10 protein-coding genes and 1 pseudogene are annotated in these 15094 nt (G+C 71.2%); 7 read left to right on the forward strand and 4 right to left on the reverse strand.

From position 1 onward, the window contains the following. Positions 1–50 precede the first annotated feature (50 nt). Positions 51–1226 carry an FxsB family cyclophane-forming radical SAM/SPASM peptide maturase gene (locus tag Psi01_RS32085; protein WP_239128172.1) on the forward strand — a complete coding sequence of 392 codons (1176 nt, stop codon included), beginning with the start codon at positions 51–53 and terminating at the stop codon, positions 1224–1226. Continuing rightward, the gene (locus Psi01_RS32090; protein ID WP_204067885.1) at positions 1223–2635 is read left to right on the forward strand and encodes an HEXXH motif domain-containing protein; all 1413 of its coding nucleotides are present in this window, start codon (positions 1223–1225) and stop codon (positions 2633–2635) included. The genes Psi01_RS32085 and Psi01_RS32090 overlap by 4 nt, the downstream gene beginning before the upstream one ends. On the opposite strand, the gene fxsT is transcribed toward Psi01_RS32090, so the two are convergent. Further along, a complete protein-coding gene (gene fxsT, locus Psi01_RS32095; RefSeq protein WP_239128173.1) occupies positions 2587–5136 on the reverse strand; it encodes an FxSxx-COOH system tetratricopeptide repeat protein in 2550 nt (849 codons plus the stop codon). The two genes, Psi01_RS32090 and fxsT, sit on opposite strands and share 49 nt — an antisense overlap. A 202-nt stretch (positions 5137–5338) precedes the next feature. Between fxsT and Psi01_RS32100 the strand changes: the two genes are divergently transcribed. The 3 genes from Psi01_RS32100 to Psi01_RS44605 are packed head-to-tail and all read left to right on the forward strand — an operon-like array spanning position 5339 to position 8455. Continuing rightward, a complete protein-coding gene (locus tag Psi01_RS32100) occupies positions 5339–5500 on the forward strand; it encodes a hypothetical protein (protein WP_204067886.1) in 162 nt (53 codons plus the stop codon). Between the two features lie 28 nt (positions 5501–5528). After that, complete coding sequence (locus Psi01_RS32105; RefSeq protein ID WP_204067887.1) at positions 5529–6437, forward strand: SIR2 family NAD-dependent protein deacylase; 909 nt, start codon at positions 5529–5531, stop codon at positions 6435–6437. Next, positions 6437–8455: a tetratricopeptide repeat protein gene (locus Psi01_RS44605; RefSeq protein WP_373872521.1), complete on the forward strand. Its 2019-nt coding sequence runs from the start codon at positions 6437–6439 to the stop codon at positions 8453–8455. Before Psi01_RS32105 ends, Psi01_RS44605 begins: the two co-directional genes overlap by 1 nt. A gap of 76 nt (positions 8456–8531) precedes the next feature. Here Psi01_RS44605 and Psi01_RS32110 read toward each other — a convergent pair. Both Psi01_RS32110 and Psi01_RS32115 read right to left on the reverse strand, forming a co-directional pair. Next, a pseudogene (locus tag Psi01_RS32110) lies at positions 8532–9779 on the reverse strand (MFS transporter); the annotation flags it as partial. Positions 9780–10027: 248 nt separating this feature from the next. After that, positions 10028–11440, reverse strand: a complete 1413-nt coding sequence (locus tag Psi01_RS32115) for a dihydrolipoyl dehydrogenase family protein (protein ID WP_204067889.1) — start codon at positions 11438–11440, stop codon at positions 10028–10030. 328 nt (positions 11441–11768) lie between these two features. Here Psi01_RS32115 and Psi01_RS32120 point away from each other — a divergent pair, with 328 nt between their 5' ends. Then, positions 11769–12806: a DMT family transporter gene (locus tag Psi01_RS32120; protein ID WP_204067890.1), complete on the forward strand. Its 1038-nt coding sequence runs from the start codon at positions 11769–11771 to the stop codon at positions 12804–12806. A gap of 183 nt (positions 12807–12989) precedes the next feature. Continuing rightward, positions 12990–13961, forward strand: coding sequence for an alpha/beta hydrolase (locus Psi01_RS32125; RefSeq protein WP_204067891.1), 972 nt, complete (start codon positions 12990–12992; stop codon positions 13959–13961). On the opposite strand, the gene Psi01_RS32130 is transcribed toward Psi01_RS32125, so the two are convergent. After that, entirely contained in the window at positions 13903–15039 is a 1137-nt protein-coding gene (locus Psi01_RS32130) for a helix-turn-helix domain-containing protein (RefSeq protein WP_204067892.1), read from the reverse strand. The two genes, Psi01_RS32125 and Psi01_RS32130, sit on opposite strands and share 59 nt — an antisense overlap. Between the last annotated feature and the right edge of the window lie 55 nt (positions 15040–15094).

Here is a 15094-nt window from a genome sequence, read left to right on the forward strand (position 1 = left end):
CGGGAACTGAAAAACCGTCGCCCGAAAACGCGTTTCCGGCCACACTCGACGTGGACGGGCTGCTGGCCTCGGGGTGGCGGCCTCTGGCTTTCCAGCAGTTCATTCTGAAGGTTCACAGCCGCTGCGACCTGGCCTGCGAATACTGCTACATGTACGAGATGGCGGACCAGTCCTGGAGATCGCAGCCCCGGCGCATGTCCGAGGCCGTCGTGGACCGTACGGCGCTGCGCATCGCCGAGCACGCGGCGGCCCACGGGCTGGCCGAGGTGGAGGTGGTCCTGCACGGCGGCGAACCGCTCCTCGCCGGGCCGGACTTCATCTCGCGCACCGTCCGCGCGATCAGGAGCGAGGCGGCCGATGTAGGCACGCGCGTCCGGGTGGCGATCCAGACCAACGGACTCCGTCTCGACGAAGAGTTCCTGCGCCTCTTCGAGCGGTTGGAGATCCGGGTGGGGGTGAGCCTGGACGGTGGTGAGAAGGCCCAGAACCGCCACCGGCGTTTCGCCGACGGGAGAGGAAGCCACGCGATCGTCTCGGCCTCGCTCGCCCGACTGACCTCCGGCCGCTTCCACCGTCTGTTCAGCGGCCTGCTGTGCACGATCGACGTCCGCAACGACCCGGTGGAGACATACGAGGCCCTCCTGGCCTTCGACCCGCCCGCGATCGACTTCCTGCTCCCGCACGGCAACTGGATCACGCCTCCGCCCTTCCGGGACCCGGACTCGTCCGCCACGCCGTACGCCGACTGGCTGATCCCCATCTTCGACCGCTGGTACAGCGCGCCGACAGAGGAGACGGAGATCCGGTTCTTCACCGAGATCATGCGGCTACTGGCGGGGCACGCCTCGCGGACCGAGGCGGTCGGCCTGTCCCCGGCGCGCATGGCCGTCATCGAGACCGACGGAGGCATCGAGCAGTCGGACTCCTTGAAGTCCAGCTACCACGGAGCCGCCGCGACCCGGATGCACGTCCTGAGCGACTCCTTCGACGCCGTGCTCCGGCATCCCGCCATAGCCGCGCGTCAGGTCGGCGAGCTGGCCCTCGCCCCCGTCTGCCACGCCTGCGACATCGTCTCCGTCTGCGGCGGCGGCCTGTACGCCCACCGCTACAACACCGTCGACGGGTTCATGGGGCCCTCGGTCTACTGCCCTGACCTGTACCGGCTCATCGGGCACATCCGTACCAGGTTCGCCCGCGACGTCGCCCGCATGAAAGGAGGCAGATGACGTCTACGCCGGGCCGGGTCTCCGACGCGGTCTTCGCCGAGCTCGCGGCCGGAGGCGGAGGGGCCGAGGCGTTGCGAGCGTTGCGCGCGTTCCAGCGTTGGCGCACGAGGCTTCTGGTGCGAGGCGTGGTCGAAGAGGCGAAGGCGGCGGGCCATCAGCACGCCGATCTGGCTTCTCATGCCTACGACCTGCTGGAGGAGCTCGAGACCCGGGCGAAGGACGCGATCGACGCCGTGCTGGGCTATCCGGCCGCGGGCGCGTGGGCGTGGCGGGCCTACCAGGCGCTGGCCGGGGACACCCGGAGCGACCGGGCCGATCTCGGACGGCTGGGCGCGCTGGCGCTGGCGTCCGCGATCCGGGCGGGCGTCGCCTGCGAGATCAGGGTTCCCCTCAGCGGCGGGACGCTCATGCTGCCGTCGCTGGGGGAGATCACCCTTCCCGGGGGCGCGGGCGGCGGGACGGCGGACATCACCGTGCGGCCGGACGGGGAGGACACCGAAGTCCGCCTGGGCCGGTCCGCTGTACGGGTGAACCCGTCCGGGGACGGGACGGGCTGGCGTGCCCTGGGACGCTTCCCAGTGACCGAGGGCTTCGGCCCGGCACTGGACGACCTCGACCCGTACCGGTGGCCGGTGGATCGGGACGTGGCGCCGAGGCTGACCGCGGGGCAACGCCGTACCTGGGGGGAGTGCCTCGGGGCGGCCTGGCGCATCCTGGCCGCCGGGCACAGGACCGTCGCCGACGAGGTCGCCTCGGCTGTGACTGTCCTCGTCCCTCTGCGATCTGTGGACTTCGGTCAGAACAGCGCGAGCGCCCGGGAGTCATTCGGGGCCGTCGCGCTCTCTGAGCCGCGCAGCGGTCTCGGGCTCGCGGCCACGTTCGCCCACGAGATCCAGCACGTGAAGCTCACGGCGCTGATCGACATGGTCGACCTGACCGTGCCGGACGACGGGCGGCGCTACTACGCTCCGTGGCGCCCGGACCCTCGTCCCGCGTCCGGGCTCCTGCAAGGTGCCTACGCCTTCATGGGAGTGGCCGACTTCTGGCGGCGGCGGCTCGGGCGCGAGACGGGCGCCACGGCGTTCCGGGCCCGGGTGGAGACCGTGCGCTGGCGGGAGGGCGCGTACCTGGTCACCGGCACGCTCCTGCGGAGCGGCTGCCTGACGGAGCGCGGTGAGGAGTTCGTCGCCGGGATGCGGCGCACCCTCGAGGCGATGCTCGGGGAACCGGCGGACCTGGCCTCGGCGGCACAGGCGCACCGCGAGGCCGAATGGCACCGTGACACCTGGAACCGGCGCAACGCGGGCCGGGCCGGTGTCGCGCCGGCCGCCGGCTCCTGCAGGCCGCCTGGCCGGTCGGGTCAGGTCAGCGGCGGATCGAAGTCGCAGTCGACGCGTCGCCCCTCGTAGACGGCGAGGAGATCAGGCGGGTCCGATGTCGAGGCTCCGGGTGGGTCGAAGCGGCGTACCGTATCGGCGTACAGCAGGTCGGCCTCCTCCTGCGCGCCCGTCGCCCTCATGTCGAGGACCAGGTTGGCGGCGCACACCAGGGTCAGGTGGTGGTCCGCACCGAAGAGCTTGCGCAGCCGGCCGAGTGTGTCCTCGCCCAGTTCCCGGGCCGCGGCCGGATCGCCCAGCGTGGCGAGGTCCGTGGCGAGGTTGACGGCGCAGGTCAGCGAGTAGTGGTGGTTCCGGCTGACCTTGGAGATCAGCTGCTCCCGGGCGTCCTCGTTGAGCCGCCTCGCCACGGTGGCGTCACCGCGCAGCCGGTGCAGGATCGCGAGGTTGCCCCGGCACGCGTGGGTGAAGGGATGGTCTTCGCTGAACACGCGGGGATAGCGGGGCACGACCCCCTCGGCGATCGTGAACGCCTCGTCGATCTGCCCGGCGGTGCGCAGGGTGTTGGAGACGTTGATCGCGGCGGCCATCGTATCCGGGTGGTCATCACCGAAGATCCGCTGGAGCCGGGTGTGCGTCTCACGGGCGAGCTCCAACGCGTCGGCCAGGTCGCCGATCCTGCGCCGGGCGATGGACAGCTCCTTGGCCGCGAGCAGGGTCATGTGGTGGTCGGGAGGTAGCTCGTGCACGCCGTATTCGTAGGCTTCGTCGCCGACGTCGCAGGCCTCCGCGTAGTCGCAGCAGAGCCGTACGGCCTGCGCCAGGCCGCTCCACGACAGCAGGAGCGAACCCTTGCCGATCGCGACGTTCGTCTTTCCCCGGTAGGCCTCGCTGTGCAGTTCCCGCGCCTTCACGTAATCGCTGGTGAGGACGTAATCCAGCGCGAGATTGTACATGACGCGCAGGGTCGCGGGATCCGTCGGCCCGAGGACTCTCTTGTGGGCGGCGTAGGAGCCCTGGTCGAGCTCCAGGGCGGGGAGGAACTCGCCGCGGGCCCGCAGTGAGCCGCCGAAGCCGTTGATGGCCCAGAGCGTGTCGCGATGCTCCTCTCCCAGGACCTTCCGCATCTTCTCGATGGTCTCGCGGCCGTTCTCGTAGTCCTCGGAGTAGCGGCCGAGCATGCGCAGGATGTTGCTGCGGTGGGTCCGCGCCACCAGGACGTCCTTGTGGTCCGGTCCGTCGGCCGCGGTCCACCTGCTGATGAACTCGTCGATGAACTCCAGGGCGGGCTGGTAGTTGCCCGCCTGGTAGAGCGAGCGGACGCTGTTGAGGGCGAACTCGCGGACCCGCGGGTGGGTGCACTCGGCCACCCGGGAGGGCGTGATGTGGGCCACCACCCCCTCGAAGTCGCCCCACTGGTCGGTGGTCTCGGGGGCCGACGGGGTCGAGCCGGCCAGCAGCAGGTGGACCTCGTGGCGGGCCTTGTCCTTCTCCGCGTCCGTCATGTCGTCGCGGAGAAGGGCCTGGACGAGCCGGTGGACCTGGACCGTGCGGGTCGAGGACTCGATCCGGGCGAGCGCGTACCGTCCCAGTTCCTTGATCACTTTGCTCAGCAGAATGGGGTCGGACAGGATCGCGCCCAGTTCGAGGGTGGCGCCGCTCTCGTCGCGGGGGAGGGTCTCGCCGCCCTTGCGGAAGACGTCGCGGGGGATCGGCTCGGGACCGAAGAAGGCGCAGCACCGCAGTACCTTGATCGCCTCGGGTAGACGGTCCTCCAGTTGCGAGACCGACACCCGCCAGGCGGCGGTCATCGACATCGGGTATCCCGGCGCCCGGTTCACGCCGAGCAGCCGCCCGGTCTCCCGGTCGAGCCGCTCGATGTACTCGTCGACCGACATGACGGTCTCGTACTGCAGCGCTCCGGCCTGTTCCAGCGCGAGCGGGAGGTCGCCGAGCTTGTCGGCGAGAAGGGAGGCGTCCTTGTCGGAGACATCGCGCTTGAGTCGTTTCCTGAGGAACTCCACGCTCTCCTCGCGCGCGAACACGTCGACCTGGAGCGTCTCGAAGTAGTCCTCCCACTGGGGGTTGCGCGAGGTGATCAGGACGTGGCCCGGTCCCCGGGGAATGAACTCCTCGATCTGCACCGGATCCTCGGCGTTATCGAAGATCAGCAACCATCGGCGGTACGGCTCACCGCTCTGCAGCGCCCGGCGTACGGCCTCGGCCGCCTCCTCCACACCCATGACCGTGGCCGGCGGAAGGCCCAGGGACGGCGCCATCATCGCCAGCGCCGACGGCACCAGGACGCGCTGGTCGGAGGGAATCCACCAGACCAGGTCGTAGTGCGAGCGGTAGCGGTGGGCGTACTCGACGGCGAGGTTGGTCTTGCCCACGCCGCCCAGTCCCTGGAGCGCCTGGGGCTGGGGGACGACCGCGGTCACGGTGTTGATGCCCTGGCGGAGTCTGGCCAGAAGCTCGTCGCGGCCGGTGAAGTTCCTGTTGCGGGGAGGGACCCGCTCCCAGACCTCCGGTTGCCGTTCCGGCATCGCGTGCGCGGTACCTGAAAGCTCCACCACTATGGCCTCCACATGGTAATGCCCGGGATGCCGGAAATCTCTTGGGCACATCATAGAGGTTGCCTCAATAGGCTGGGCGTTTCAGAATTGAGCGAAATCGCACAGGAAGGATCCGGCGCAGAAAAGGGCGACCGTTCGGCCCTGTTTTCGAGGGTCCGAAAACAGAATGACCGTTGTGGCCGTGATACAAGGAGTGCAGATGGGTGAGCACGAGTCCGGATCCGTCGCTCTCGTCGACCTGGAGGGCCTGTCACTGAAGGACGTGCGAGAGCTCGGAATGCCGGCTCTCCAGAAGATGCTGCAGGAATGCATCTCCCGTTCGAGCGGTGTGCCGTACTCGAAGTTCGACAGTTCCATATGATCCATATGAGTGGTCATCCTGCTGTGAGGTGGTGCCGCACGTGCACGACATGGGCAGCGCCGAGTGGGAAAGGCTGATCGACCAGCTGACCACGGGGGACTGCACCCCTTTCCTGGGGGCCGGTGCGTGTTCCGGCGTGTTGCCCACGGGGGCGGCGCTCAGCCGGCAGATGGCACGTAGGTGGAGCTATCCCTATGACGACGATCACGAGTTGCACCGGGTGGCCCAGTTCGCGGCGATGAGGTACGGCGAGGCCGTATACGTCAAGAAGCAGGTCTGCGCGGAGCTCGCCGCCGCGGGTCCGCCGGACTTCCTCGATCCGCTGGAGCCGCACGGCATGTTGGCGGGATTTCCGCTGCCGGTGTACCTGACCACCAATTACGACGACTTCATCGTCAAGTCGCTGAGGGCGGCGGGGAAACATCCGAACATGGCTCTGTGCCCGTGGAACGACAGCATGGAGTACGACGGGTTGTTCGGCCGGGAGGTCGGCTGGGCCCCCCGGCCGGACACGCCGCTGGTCTATCACCTGCACGGCAGCCTCCACGACCCCCGGTCGATCGTCCTCGCCGAGGACGACTATCTGGAGTTCCTCACGAGTCTGGCGATGGAGGGCAGCGCGGTCGGCCCTAGGATGCTTCCCCCCGCGATCCTGGCGGCGCTCACCCAGCGACCGCTGCTGTTCATCGGCTACAGCCTGCAGGACTGGACGTTCCGCGTCCTGTTCGGTGCTTTGCTGAGAGCGGTGCCGGGCATCAACCGGCGCAGGCATGTGAGCGTCCAGCTCGCCCCGCCGCTCAACGCCGTGCCGGAGAGAGTGCGGGAGCTGCAGCAACAGATCGCCAGATATTACGAGGGATGGCGGATCTCCATCTTCTGGGGGACCGCCGAGGATTTCTGTGCCGAGCTGCGACGGCGGATGGGGACGGTGTCATGATGAGCGCTGACCGTGACCATCCCGGACGCGAGGAGCAGCCGTATGTCGGACTGCGCGCGTTCCGGCGCGAGGACGGCGTCAAATTCTTCGGGCGCACCAGGGAGGCTCGCGAACTCGCGGACCTGTGGCAGGCCAACCGGTTGACCATCCTCTACGGACCGTCCGGGGTCGGCAAGACGTCGCTGATCCACGCCGGGGTGCTGCCGCTGCTGGATCCCCGCATGACCGACGTCCTCCCGATCGGCCGCGTCTCCCACGGTTCGCCCTTCCCGTCCGCCGCGCTCTCCGAGCACAACCCCCACGTGTTCGCGCTGCTGTCCTCCTGGGCCCCGCACGAGACGCCCACCCGGCTTGCGGGCCTGACGCTCCACGGGTTCCTGCAGCGGCGCCCGCCCCGGTACGACGCCTACGGCGACCCGGTCCTCCGCCTGATGGGCATCGACCAGGCGGAGGAACTGTTCGGGGACTTCGCGCACCGTCGGCCGTACCGGGAGTGGTTCATCAGCCAGCTCGTCGATGCGCTGGACAACGATTCCAATCTCCGTCTCCTGGTGGCGATCCGGGAGGACTACCTGGCTGCGATGCTGCCGCATGAGCCCAAGCTGGCCGGCATGCCCAGGAGCCGCTTCCCGCTGAGGCCGCTGGACACGGCCGCGGCGGTGCTCGCGACGGAGGGCCCGCTGCGGGGTACGGCGCGCTCGTTCGCCCCGGGCGCGGCGGAGGAACTGGTCGAGGGACTGCGCATGGTCAGGGTCGGCAGGATGCTCGGTCAAGAAGTCGTCGCCGACACCGAGGTCGTCGAGCCCTACCAGCTCCAGGTGGTCTGCTCGGCGATGTGGCGTTCCCTTCCGCCCGATGTCCGGGTCATCACCTCCGATCACGTACGGCGCTTGGCCAACGCCGACCGGTCCCTCACGGACTTCTCCGAGCGGATGATCGGCGAGGTGGCACATGATCACTACGGCGGCGACGCCGGCAGGCTGCGGACGTGGCTGCGGCGCAACTTCATCACCGAGCTCGGCACCCGGGAGCTCGTCTACCAGGGGGAGACGCTTACGGCGGGCGAGCCGAACTACGTGATCAGAGCACTGGTGGAGCGCCGCATCCTGCGCGAGGAGATCCGGGCGGGCACGCGGTGGTGCGAGCTGTCCCACGATCGCCTCATCCAGCCGATCCTGCAGCACGACGGCCGCGGCGTCGCGGAGGCCGTCCGCCCGCTGACTCCGGAGGAGTATCTGCGAGCGGCCGAGCTCGCGCTCCGGGACGGAGAGTTCGGGCTGGCGGCCAAACAGGCGGAGGAGGCACTGGAGCGGTGCGGCGACAACACGCGGCTCCGCGCGGAGATTGAGTCCTTCCTGGGGAACGTGGCCCATCGCAGGGAGGATTACGAGAAGGCCGCAGCGCACTACCGGACCGCGGCGGTGCTGTTCGAGACGCTGGGGGCCACCGCGGCCGTCGGCCGCCTGCTGGCCGGGATCGGCCGTCTCCGGCTGGCCCAGGGACGCCCTTCGGCCGCGGTCAGGGAGCTGCTGTCGGCCATCCGCCGGGTGCCCAACGAGACGGCCATCCAGACCGAGCTGGCCTGGGCCCTGTGGTACGACGGCCATCCGGAGGCAGCCGGTGACGTTCTCAACGACGTGCTGAGCAGGGAGGGGAACGCGACCGAGGCACTGAGGGCGCGCGGTGAGATCCTGGCCGGTCTCGGGCACGGGCCCGCGGCGCTCCGCGACCTCGACCGGCTCCGGCCGTTGCAGTGGCCCTCCGCCCGGGCCGCGTACGCGCTCGCGCTGGCGTCCACCGGGCAGGTCGCCGAGGCGGAACGGGAAGTGACGGAAGTCCTGGCCGAAGCCGAGGACCACGGGCCGGCGCTGATCTACGCGGCGAAGGTCAGGGAACTGGCTGGCGATCAAGACTCGGCGGCGGAGCTGGCCATCCGGGCGAGGAGAGCGCAGTCACCGTCTCTTCCTGCCCACCTGAAAGCGGAGGCGGATCGGCTGGCGCGGGGCTTGACGTCCTGAGCAGCATCTCCCGGAAGACCGCCCGGGTCTCGTCCCGAGGACCGGACGCGATCCCGAGACTCTTGCGCAGGGGAGGGGCGGCCGTGACGATCACCGCGATCGCGAGCATCGTCACGAAGAGGATCACCGCCGCCCTGCCGATCCCGAACCCCGCGACAAGCAGGCCACCGGCGGGTGCCGCCGCGGCGATCGCGCCGCGGGTGACGAGCCGTGACACGCTCGCCACCCGGGCGATCTTGTCCGGGGCGATCTGGTCGGCTTCGAATGTCCTGACGGTGACGTTGTTGAGGGCTCCGAAGAACCCCGTCGTCAGCGTCGCGAGCCCGAAGAACACCGGGTGCTGACCGGCCGCGGCGATGAGAAGCGCGATCACCCAGACCCACATTTGGATGAACGGCATGGCGGCGGGCGGCCTCATCCGCAGGGCCATGAAGGAGCCGAGGAGACCCCCGAACCCTCCCATGGCCAGGACTGAGCCGACGACGAAAGACGACAGCCCGGCCGAACCGGTGAGGAAAACCATGATCAATGTGTTGATCATGAGATTGGTGATCGCGGTGAGCGCCATCGAGATGTACAGGAAGTGATGGCGGGAGAGGATCCGCACGCCGTCGGCGATCTCCGAGAGGATGTTCGGGGAGTTGCGGTACCGCGTGCCCTTGTCCTCCATGCGCAGAAGGGAGCCGAACGACAGGGCGAACAGCACCGTGTTCACCGCGAAGGGCACCGCCTGTCCCAGCCCGAGCAGCAGCCCGCCGAGGGGCCTGCCCGTCATGACGGCGACGTGGAAGCTGGTCTCGCTGCGCGCGAGCGCCCGGGGGAGCTGGTCGCGTGTGACGAGGGAGGGGATCAGCGTGGTCTCCGCCAGCGAGTGCAGCGCCCACATCGCGCCCTCCACGATGGCGGCCGTGAAGAGGTGCGTCATCGAGAGCGACTGGAGGGACAGCGCCGCGAAGACGCTGATGACCGAGATCCCGCGAAGGGCTTCGGCGCAGAGCATGACCGAGCGCGGTTTGAACCGGCCGATCAGGGCTCCGGCCGGGATATAGAACAGCACCCCGGGGAGCGTCCAGGCGAATCCCACCCAGCCCGCCGCCGCGGGGGAGCCCGTGATCGCCAGGGCGATCAGCGGGTAGGACACGCCCAGGGTTCGGAACGCGATCATAGATAGCGCCGAACCTGTCCAGAGCCGACGGAAATCCTTCACCTCGCGGATCCGAATCCCGTGTTTCTTTTCTTTTGCCGCCCCCAATGCCTGCGTGTCCCCCGAGCTTGTTTCCGACGTCAGAACATAGCTCACAACGGTATGGGCATCGCGGGCCATCAGGGCTGCCAAAGAATTGGATGGGCTGGGAGAAAAAATAAAGACTGGAGTCCGATATGTCAGGACTCCAGTGTTGGTGTCGCGCTGTTTCGCCGCCAAGCATAGCGGTGATCATCCGGGAGGGGAGACGTATCCGTCTATCGAAGTGATCACACGATCGGAGATCGCAGGCCTCCAGCGGACGTCGGAGACCGCGGCCCGCCGCGTCCGCGGGCCGCGCGATCACGGACCGTGGGTCTCCGGAAGACTCACAGGCCGTAGGTCTCCAGGAGACGGAGCCAGACCTCGCTCACCGTCGGGAACGACGGCACCGCGTGCCACAGGCGCTCCAGCGGGACCTCGGCGGTGACGGCGATCGTCGCCGCGTGCAGCAGTTCGGCCGCGCCCGGGCCGACGAAGGTCACGCCGAGCAGGATCCTGCGGTCCTCGTCGACCACGGCCTTGGCCCGGCCGCGGTAGCCGTCGCCCAGCAGGTAGGCGCCGGTGACGGAGCCGAGGTCGTACTCGACCGTGCGCACGGCGAACCCCTCCTGACGGGCCCGGGCCTCGGTCCGGCCCACCGAGCAGGCCTGGGGGTCGGTGAAGACCACCTGCGGCGCGCCGTACCCGCCCGCCACCTCGCGCAGCGCGGGCAGGTCGTCCTTGTCGCCCCTGGCCCGGGCGGCGATGACGTCGCCGCACACCCGGGCCTGGTACTTGCCCATGTGGGTGAGCAGGTCGCGGCCGTTGACGTCGCCCACGGCGTACAGCCAGCCGTCCTCCACGCCGGTCGCGCGCATGCTGTCGTCGACCTCCACGGCCCGGCCCGCGGGCAGGCCGACGGACTCCAGGCCGAGGCCGTCGACGGCGGGACGGCGGCCGGTGGCCACCAGCAGTTCGTCGGCCTCGATCGGCGCGCCCTGCGACAGGTGCACGGTGACCGGCCCGCCCGGCTCGGGACGCTCCACCCGGACCACCTCGGTCCCGCTGCGCACGGTGATGCCGGATGCGGCGAACGACTCGGCGACCATCTGCCCGGCGAAGGGCTCCATCCGCTCCAGCAGGCCCGCGCCGCGCACCAGGACGGTGGTCTCGGCGGCGCCGAGGCCGTGCATGGCCTGGGCCATCTCGCAGGCGACCACGCCGCCGCCGATCACGACCAGCCGTCCGGGCACGGACTTGGCCGCGGTCACCTCGCGGCTGGTCCACGGCCGGGCCTCGGCCAGGCCGGGGGCGGGCGGGACGACCGCGCGGCTGCCGGTGGCCAGCACGACCGCGTGCCGGGCCGTCAGCAGGCGCTCGCCGCCGTCGGTCAGGGCCACCCGGACCCGCCGGGGGCCGTCCAGGCGCCCCCGGCCGCGGACGAACTCCGCGGGCAGGCCGGTGATCCACCGAACCTGTCCGGCGTCGTCCATGTGGGAGACGGCCTCGTCACGGCGGGCCAGGACGGCGGCCGTGTCGATGGGGCCCAGGCTCATCCCGGGCACCCGCGCGACCTCGCCGGCCAGGTCGACCGGGCGCAGCAGCGCCTTGCTGGGCACGCACGCCCAGTAGGAGCACTCCCCGCCGGCCCGCTCGGCCTCCACGACCGCGACGCTCAGCCCGCCCCGCACGGCCCTGTCGGCGACGTTCTCCCCGGCCGGGCCGGCGCCGATCACGATCACGTCGAACTCGTCCGACACCACTGCCTCCCGTGGCAACACCCGCCGAAGATCCTGAAAACCGCAGGATCCGTATCTTTCCCGTCCCGCGGCGCCCACCGCAACGTGGCGGTCCGCCACAAGACGACAGCCCGCCACAAGACGACAGCCCGCCGCGAGGTGACGCAGCGCCCGCGGCGGTGCGACCCGCCGCAGGACGGGACGGCGTCCGCTCCACCATGACATCACGCCCCGGGCGTCGTGACGCCGCACCCGCGGTGTCGCGCGCACCGCGTCCGGCGGGCCGGTGACCTGGCGGGCGGCGATAATTCGGTGGGCGCCGAAGGGCCCGCCGCCTAGGGTGCCGCACATGAGCCAGAACGCCTCTGCGGACACCCCGAACATCCCGAACATCCCAAACACCCCGACCGTTCAGAACACCCTGCCCGCCCCGGACACCGCGGACGTCCCGTCCGTCCCGGGCCCTCCGGACACGAGGGACGCTCCCGGCACCCCCACGGGAGGCCTCGCCGACCGCCGGGCGCTCGCCGCCGCCGGGGTCACGGTGGTGCTGTGGGCCTCGGCCTTCGTCTCCATCCGCGCCGCCGCGCCGTACTTCTCGCCCGGCGCCCTGGCGCTGGGACGGCTGCTGGCCGGGTCGGCCGTGCTGTGCGCGATCCTGCTGATCCGGCGGGAGGGATGGCCGCCGCGGGCGGCGTGGCCGGGGATCGCCGGGGCGGGGGTGCTGTGGTTCGGCCTGTACATGGTCGTCCTGAACTGGGGTGAGCAGGAGGTGGACGCCGGCACCGCGGCGATGGTCGTCAACGTCGGGCCGGTCCTGATCGCGCTACTGGGCGGCTGGCTGCTGCGGGAGGGGTTCCCGCGCAGCCTGCTGGCCGGGATGGCGGTGTCGTTCGCCGGAGCCGTCGTGGTGGGGGTGTCGATGTCCGGCTCCGTGCCCGGCTCGGCGTCCGCCGAGGGCCGCTCGGCGATCCTCGGGGTGCTGCTGTGCCTGCTGGCGGCGGTGTCGTACGCCGGGGGAGTCGTCTGCCAGAAGCCCGCCCTGCGGCACGCCTCGGCCCTGCAGGTCACGACCTTCGGCTGCCTCGTCGGGACGGCGGCCTGCCTGCCCTTCGCCGGGCAGCTCGTCGAGCAGGCGGCCGCCGCCCCGACCGGCGCGCTGCTGAACGTCGTCTATCTGGGCGTCTTCCCGACCGCGCTGGCCTTCACCACCTGGGCCTACGCCCTTGCCCGCACCACCGCGGGCAAGATGGGCGCCACCACCTACGTCGTCCCGGCGCTGGTGGTGCTGATGTCGTGGGCGGTGCTGGGCGAGGTGCCCGGCTGGCTGACCTTCGCCGGCGGCCTGCTCTGCCTGGCCGGGGTGGCCGTCTCCCGCAGGAAGTGACCGCCGCCCGGCAGGCGGATCCCGTACGGCGACCGCCAACCGGCGGGTGAACGCCCCCTCATCGCGGCCGGATCGCGGTTGTGAACCGGGTTCGGGTTCACGCAGGATCCAGTCATGGATCCGGGCCCGCGGGCCGTCCGCGGTGACCCGGATCTCCCGGACCTCTCCCGGAAGGCGGATGGCATGGCGCTTCACCCCAACCTCGACCCCGAGCTCGCCGCGGTCGTCGAACAGTTCCCCCTCCCCACGGTGGACTTCGGCACCCTGCGGCCGGAGGACCTGCCCGGTATCCGCGCCGAGTTCGACGCGATCCAGGCCGCCATGGCCCCGCCCCTGCCCGAGGGCGAGGTCACGGTCGAGGACAGGATGGTGCCCGGCCCCGAGGGCGCCCCCGACGTCCGGCTGCGGATCTACCGGCCGGTGGGCCTGGAGGGGGCCGCGCCGGGGCTGTACTGGATCCACGGCGGCGGCATGATCATCGGCAGCCCCGAGAACGACGACCTCCGGATGATCGAGTACGTCACCCGGCTGGGCTGCGTGGCCGTCTCGGTGGACTACCGCCTGGCGCCGGAGCATCCCGACCCGGCCCCGGTGGAGGACTGCTACGCCGGCCTGGTGTGGACCGCCAAGAACGCGGCCGAACTGGGCATCGACCCCGCCAGGATCGTGGTGGGCGGCCTGAGCGCGGGAGGCGGGCTCGCGGCCGGCACCGTCCTGCTGGCCCGCGACCGGGGCGGTCCGGCGATCGTCTTCCAGCTCCTGCTCTGCCCGATGCTGGACGACCGCAACACCACGCCCTCCAGCCTGGAGTTCACCGACGCCGTGGTCTGGGACCGGACGGCCAACCTGTTCGGCTGGCGCTGCCTGCTGGGGGAGCGGGCCGGCACCGACGACGTCTCGCCGTACGCAGCCCCCGCCCGCGCGGAGGACCTGTCCGGGCTGCCCCCGGCCTACGTCGACGTCGGCGAGCTGGAGGTCTTCAGGGACGAGTGCGCCGAGTACGCGCTGCGGCTGACCCGGGCGGGGGTGTCGGCCGAGTTCCACCTGTATCCGGGCGCCTTCCACGCCTCCGACTCGATGGTGCCCCAGGCGGAGGTCAGCCGCCGGGCCGTCGCCGAGCGGCTGGCCGTACTGCGCCGCGCGATGCGGGACTGACCGAGGGCTGCGCTCCGGTCTCGCCGGAGCGCAGCCGTACCAGCCGCAGGGCCAGGTGCGCCCGCAGGCGGCCCGCGGGGTCGGCGAGGGAGAAACCGAGGACCGCCTCGGCGCGGGCGATGCGCCCGGCCAGGGAGCTGTGGTGCAGGTGCACCGCCGCGGCGGCCCTGCGCACCGAGCCGTGCGCGCACAGCGCCCGCACCGCCTCCAGGGCTTCGGCCCCGTACGGCAGGCGCGACAGCTCCTCGACGGCGCGCACGTCCGGCAGGGCGGCGATCGCCTCGTCCGGGACGTGCCGGGCGAACAGCGCGAGGGCTCCCAGGTCCGCCCAGTCCACCACCCGGTCTGCGGGATGGGGGCCGGTGAAGCGCAGCGCGGTCCGCGCCGCGGCCCATGACTCCGCCGCGTCCGCGCAGCCGGCCTCCGGCCCCACCCCCGCCCGCTGCCCGGCGGGGAGTTCGCCGATCTCGGGAGGGGAGACCAGGACCGCGGCCGAATCGCCCATCCGGGCGGCCCGGACGTGGTGACCGGCGGCGCGCAGGCGGGCCACGAGCGCCTCGCCGCCGTCGCCGTCGGGTACGGCCAGCACGCGCAGCCGCGCCCGGGACCCGAAGCCGAGCAGCCGCAGCGCCCGGATCCGTTCGGCCTCCCCGGCGCCGGCCGACAGGACCAGCTCGACCAGGGCCGGGTCGTCGCCCGAGCGCACCCGCGCGGCGGCCCGCTCCAGGGTGACCTCGGCGGCCTGGGCGAAGCGCTCCAGGACGATCTCGTCGAGCTCCGCGAGCTCCGCGGGGTGTTCCATCCAGACCGTGCCGAGACCGGAGCCGAGCGGACGCAGGACCGCCCCGGGCGGCGGGGTCCCGGCACGCTCCGCGGTCCCGCCGGGCGCCGCACGCAGATGCCCGCCCGTGGCCGCGTCGGTCAGGCCGACGGGATGACCGGCCAGCCGCGCCGTGGCCCGCAGCAGCACGGGGACGTCGACGTGGTCGCGCACCAGCGAGTCGAAGTAGGCGATGACGCGCACGGCGTTCTCCGCGCTGGAGTCCAGGGCCGACAGGCGCAGCAGCAGTTCCCGCATCGCTCCACAATAGGTTCCCGGAACCGCCGGCACCCGGGCCCGTAACGGATGCCGG

The organism is Paraplanobispora siamensis (genome assembly GCF_016863175.1).
Classification (GTDB): domain Bacteria; phylum Actinomycetota; class Actinomycetes; order Streptosporangiales; family Streptosporangiaceae; genus Planobispora; species Planobispora siamensis.

Coding starts and splice junctions, on each gene's coding strand:
- Psi01_RS32130 (WP_204067892.1), bottom strand. CDS start 15,039: ATGCGGGAACTGCTGCTGCGCCTGTCGGCCCTGGACTCCAGCGCGGAG.
- Psi01_RS32125 (WP_204067891.1), top strand. CDS start 12,990: ATGGCGCTTCACCCCAACCTCGACCCCGAGCTCGCCGCGGTCGTCGAA.
- Psi01_RS32120 (WP_204067890.1), top strand. CDS start 11,769: ATGAGCCAGAACGCCTCTGCGGACACCCCGAACATCCCGAACATCCCA.
- Psi01_RS44605 (WP_373872521.1), top strand. CDS start 6,437: ATGAGCGCTGACCGTGACCATCCCGGACGCGAGGAGCAGCCGTATGTC.
- Psi01_RS32100 (WP_204067886.1), top strand. CDS start 5,339: ATGGGTGAGCACGAGTCCGGATCCGTCGCTCTCGTCGACCTGGAGGGC.
- Psi01_RS32090 (WP_204067885.1), top strand. CDS start 1,223: ATGACGTCTACGCCGGGCCGGGTCTCCGACGCGGTCTTCGCCGAGCTC.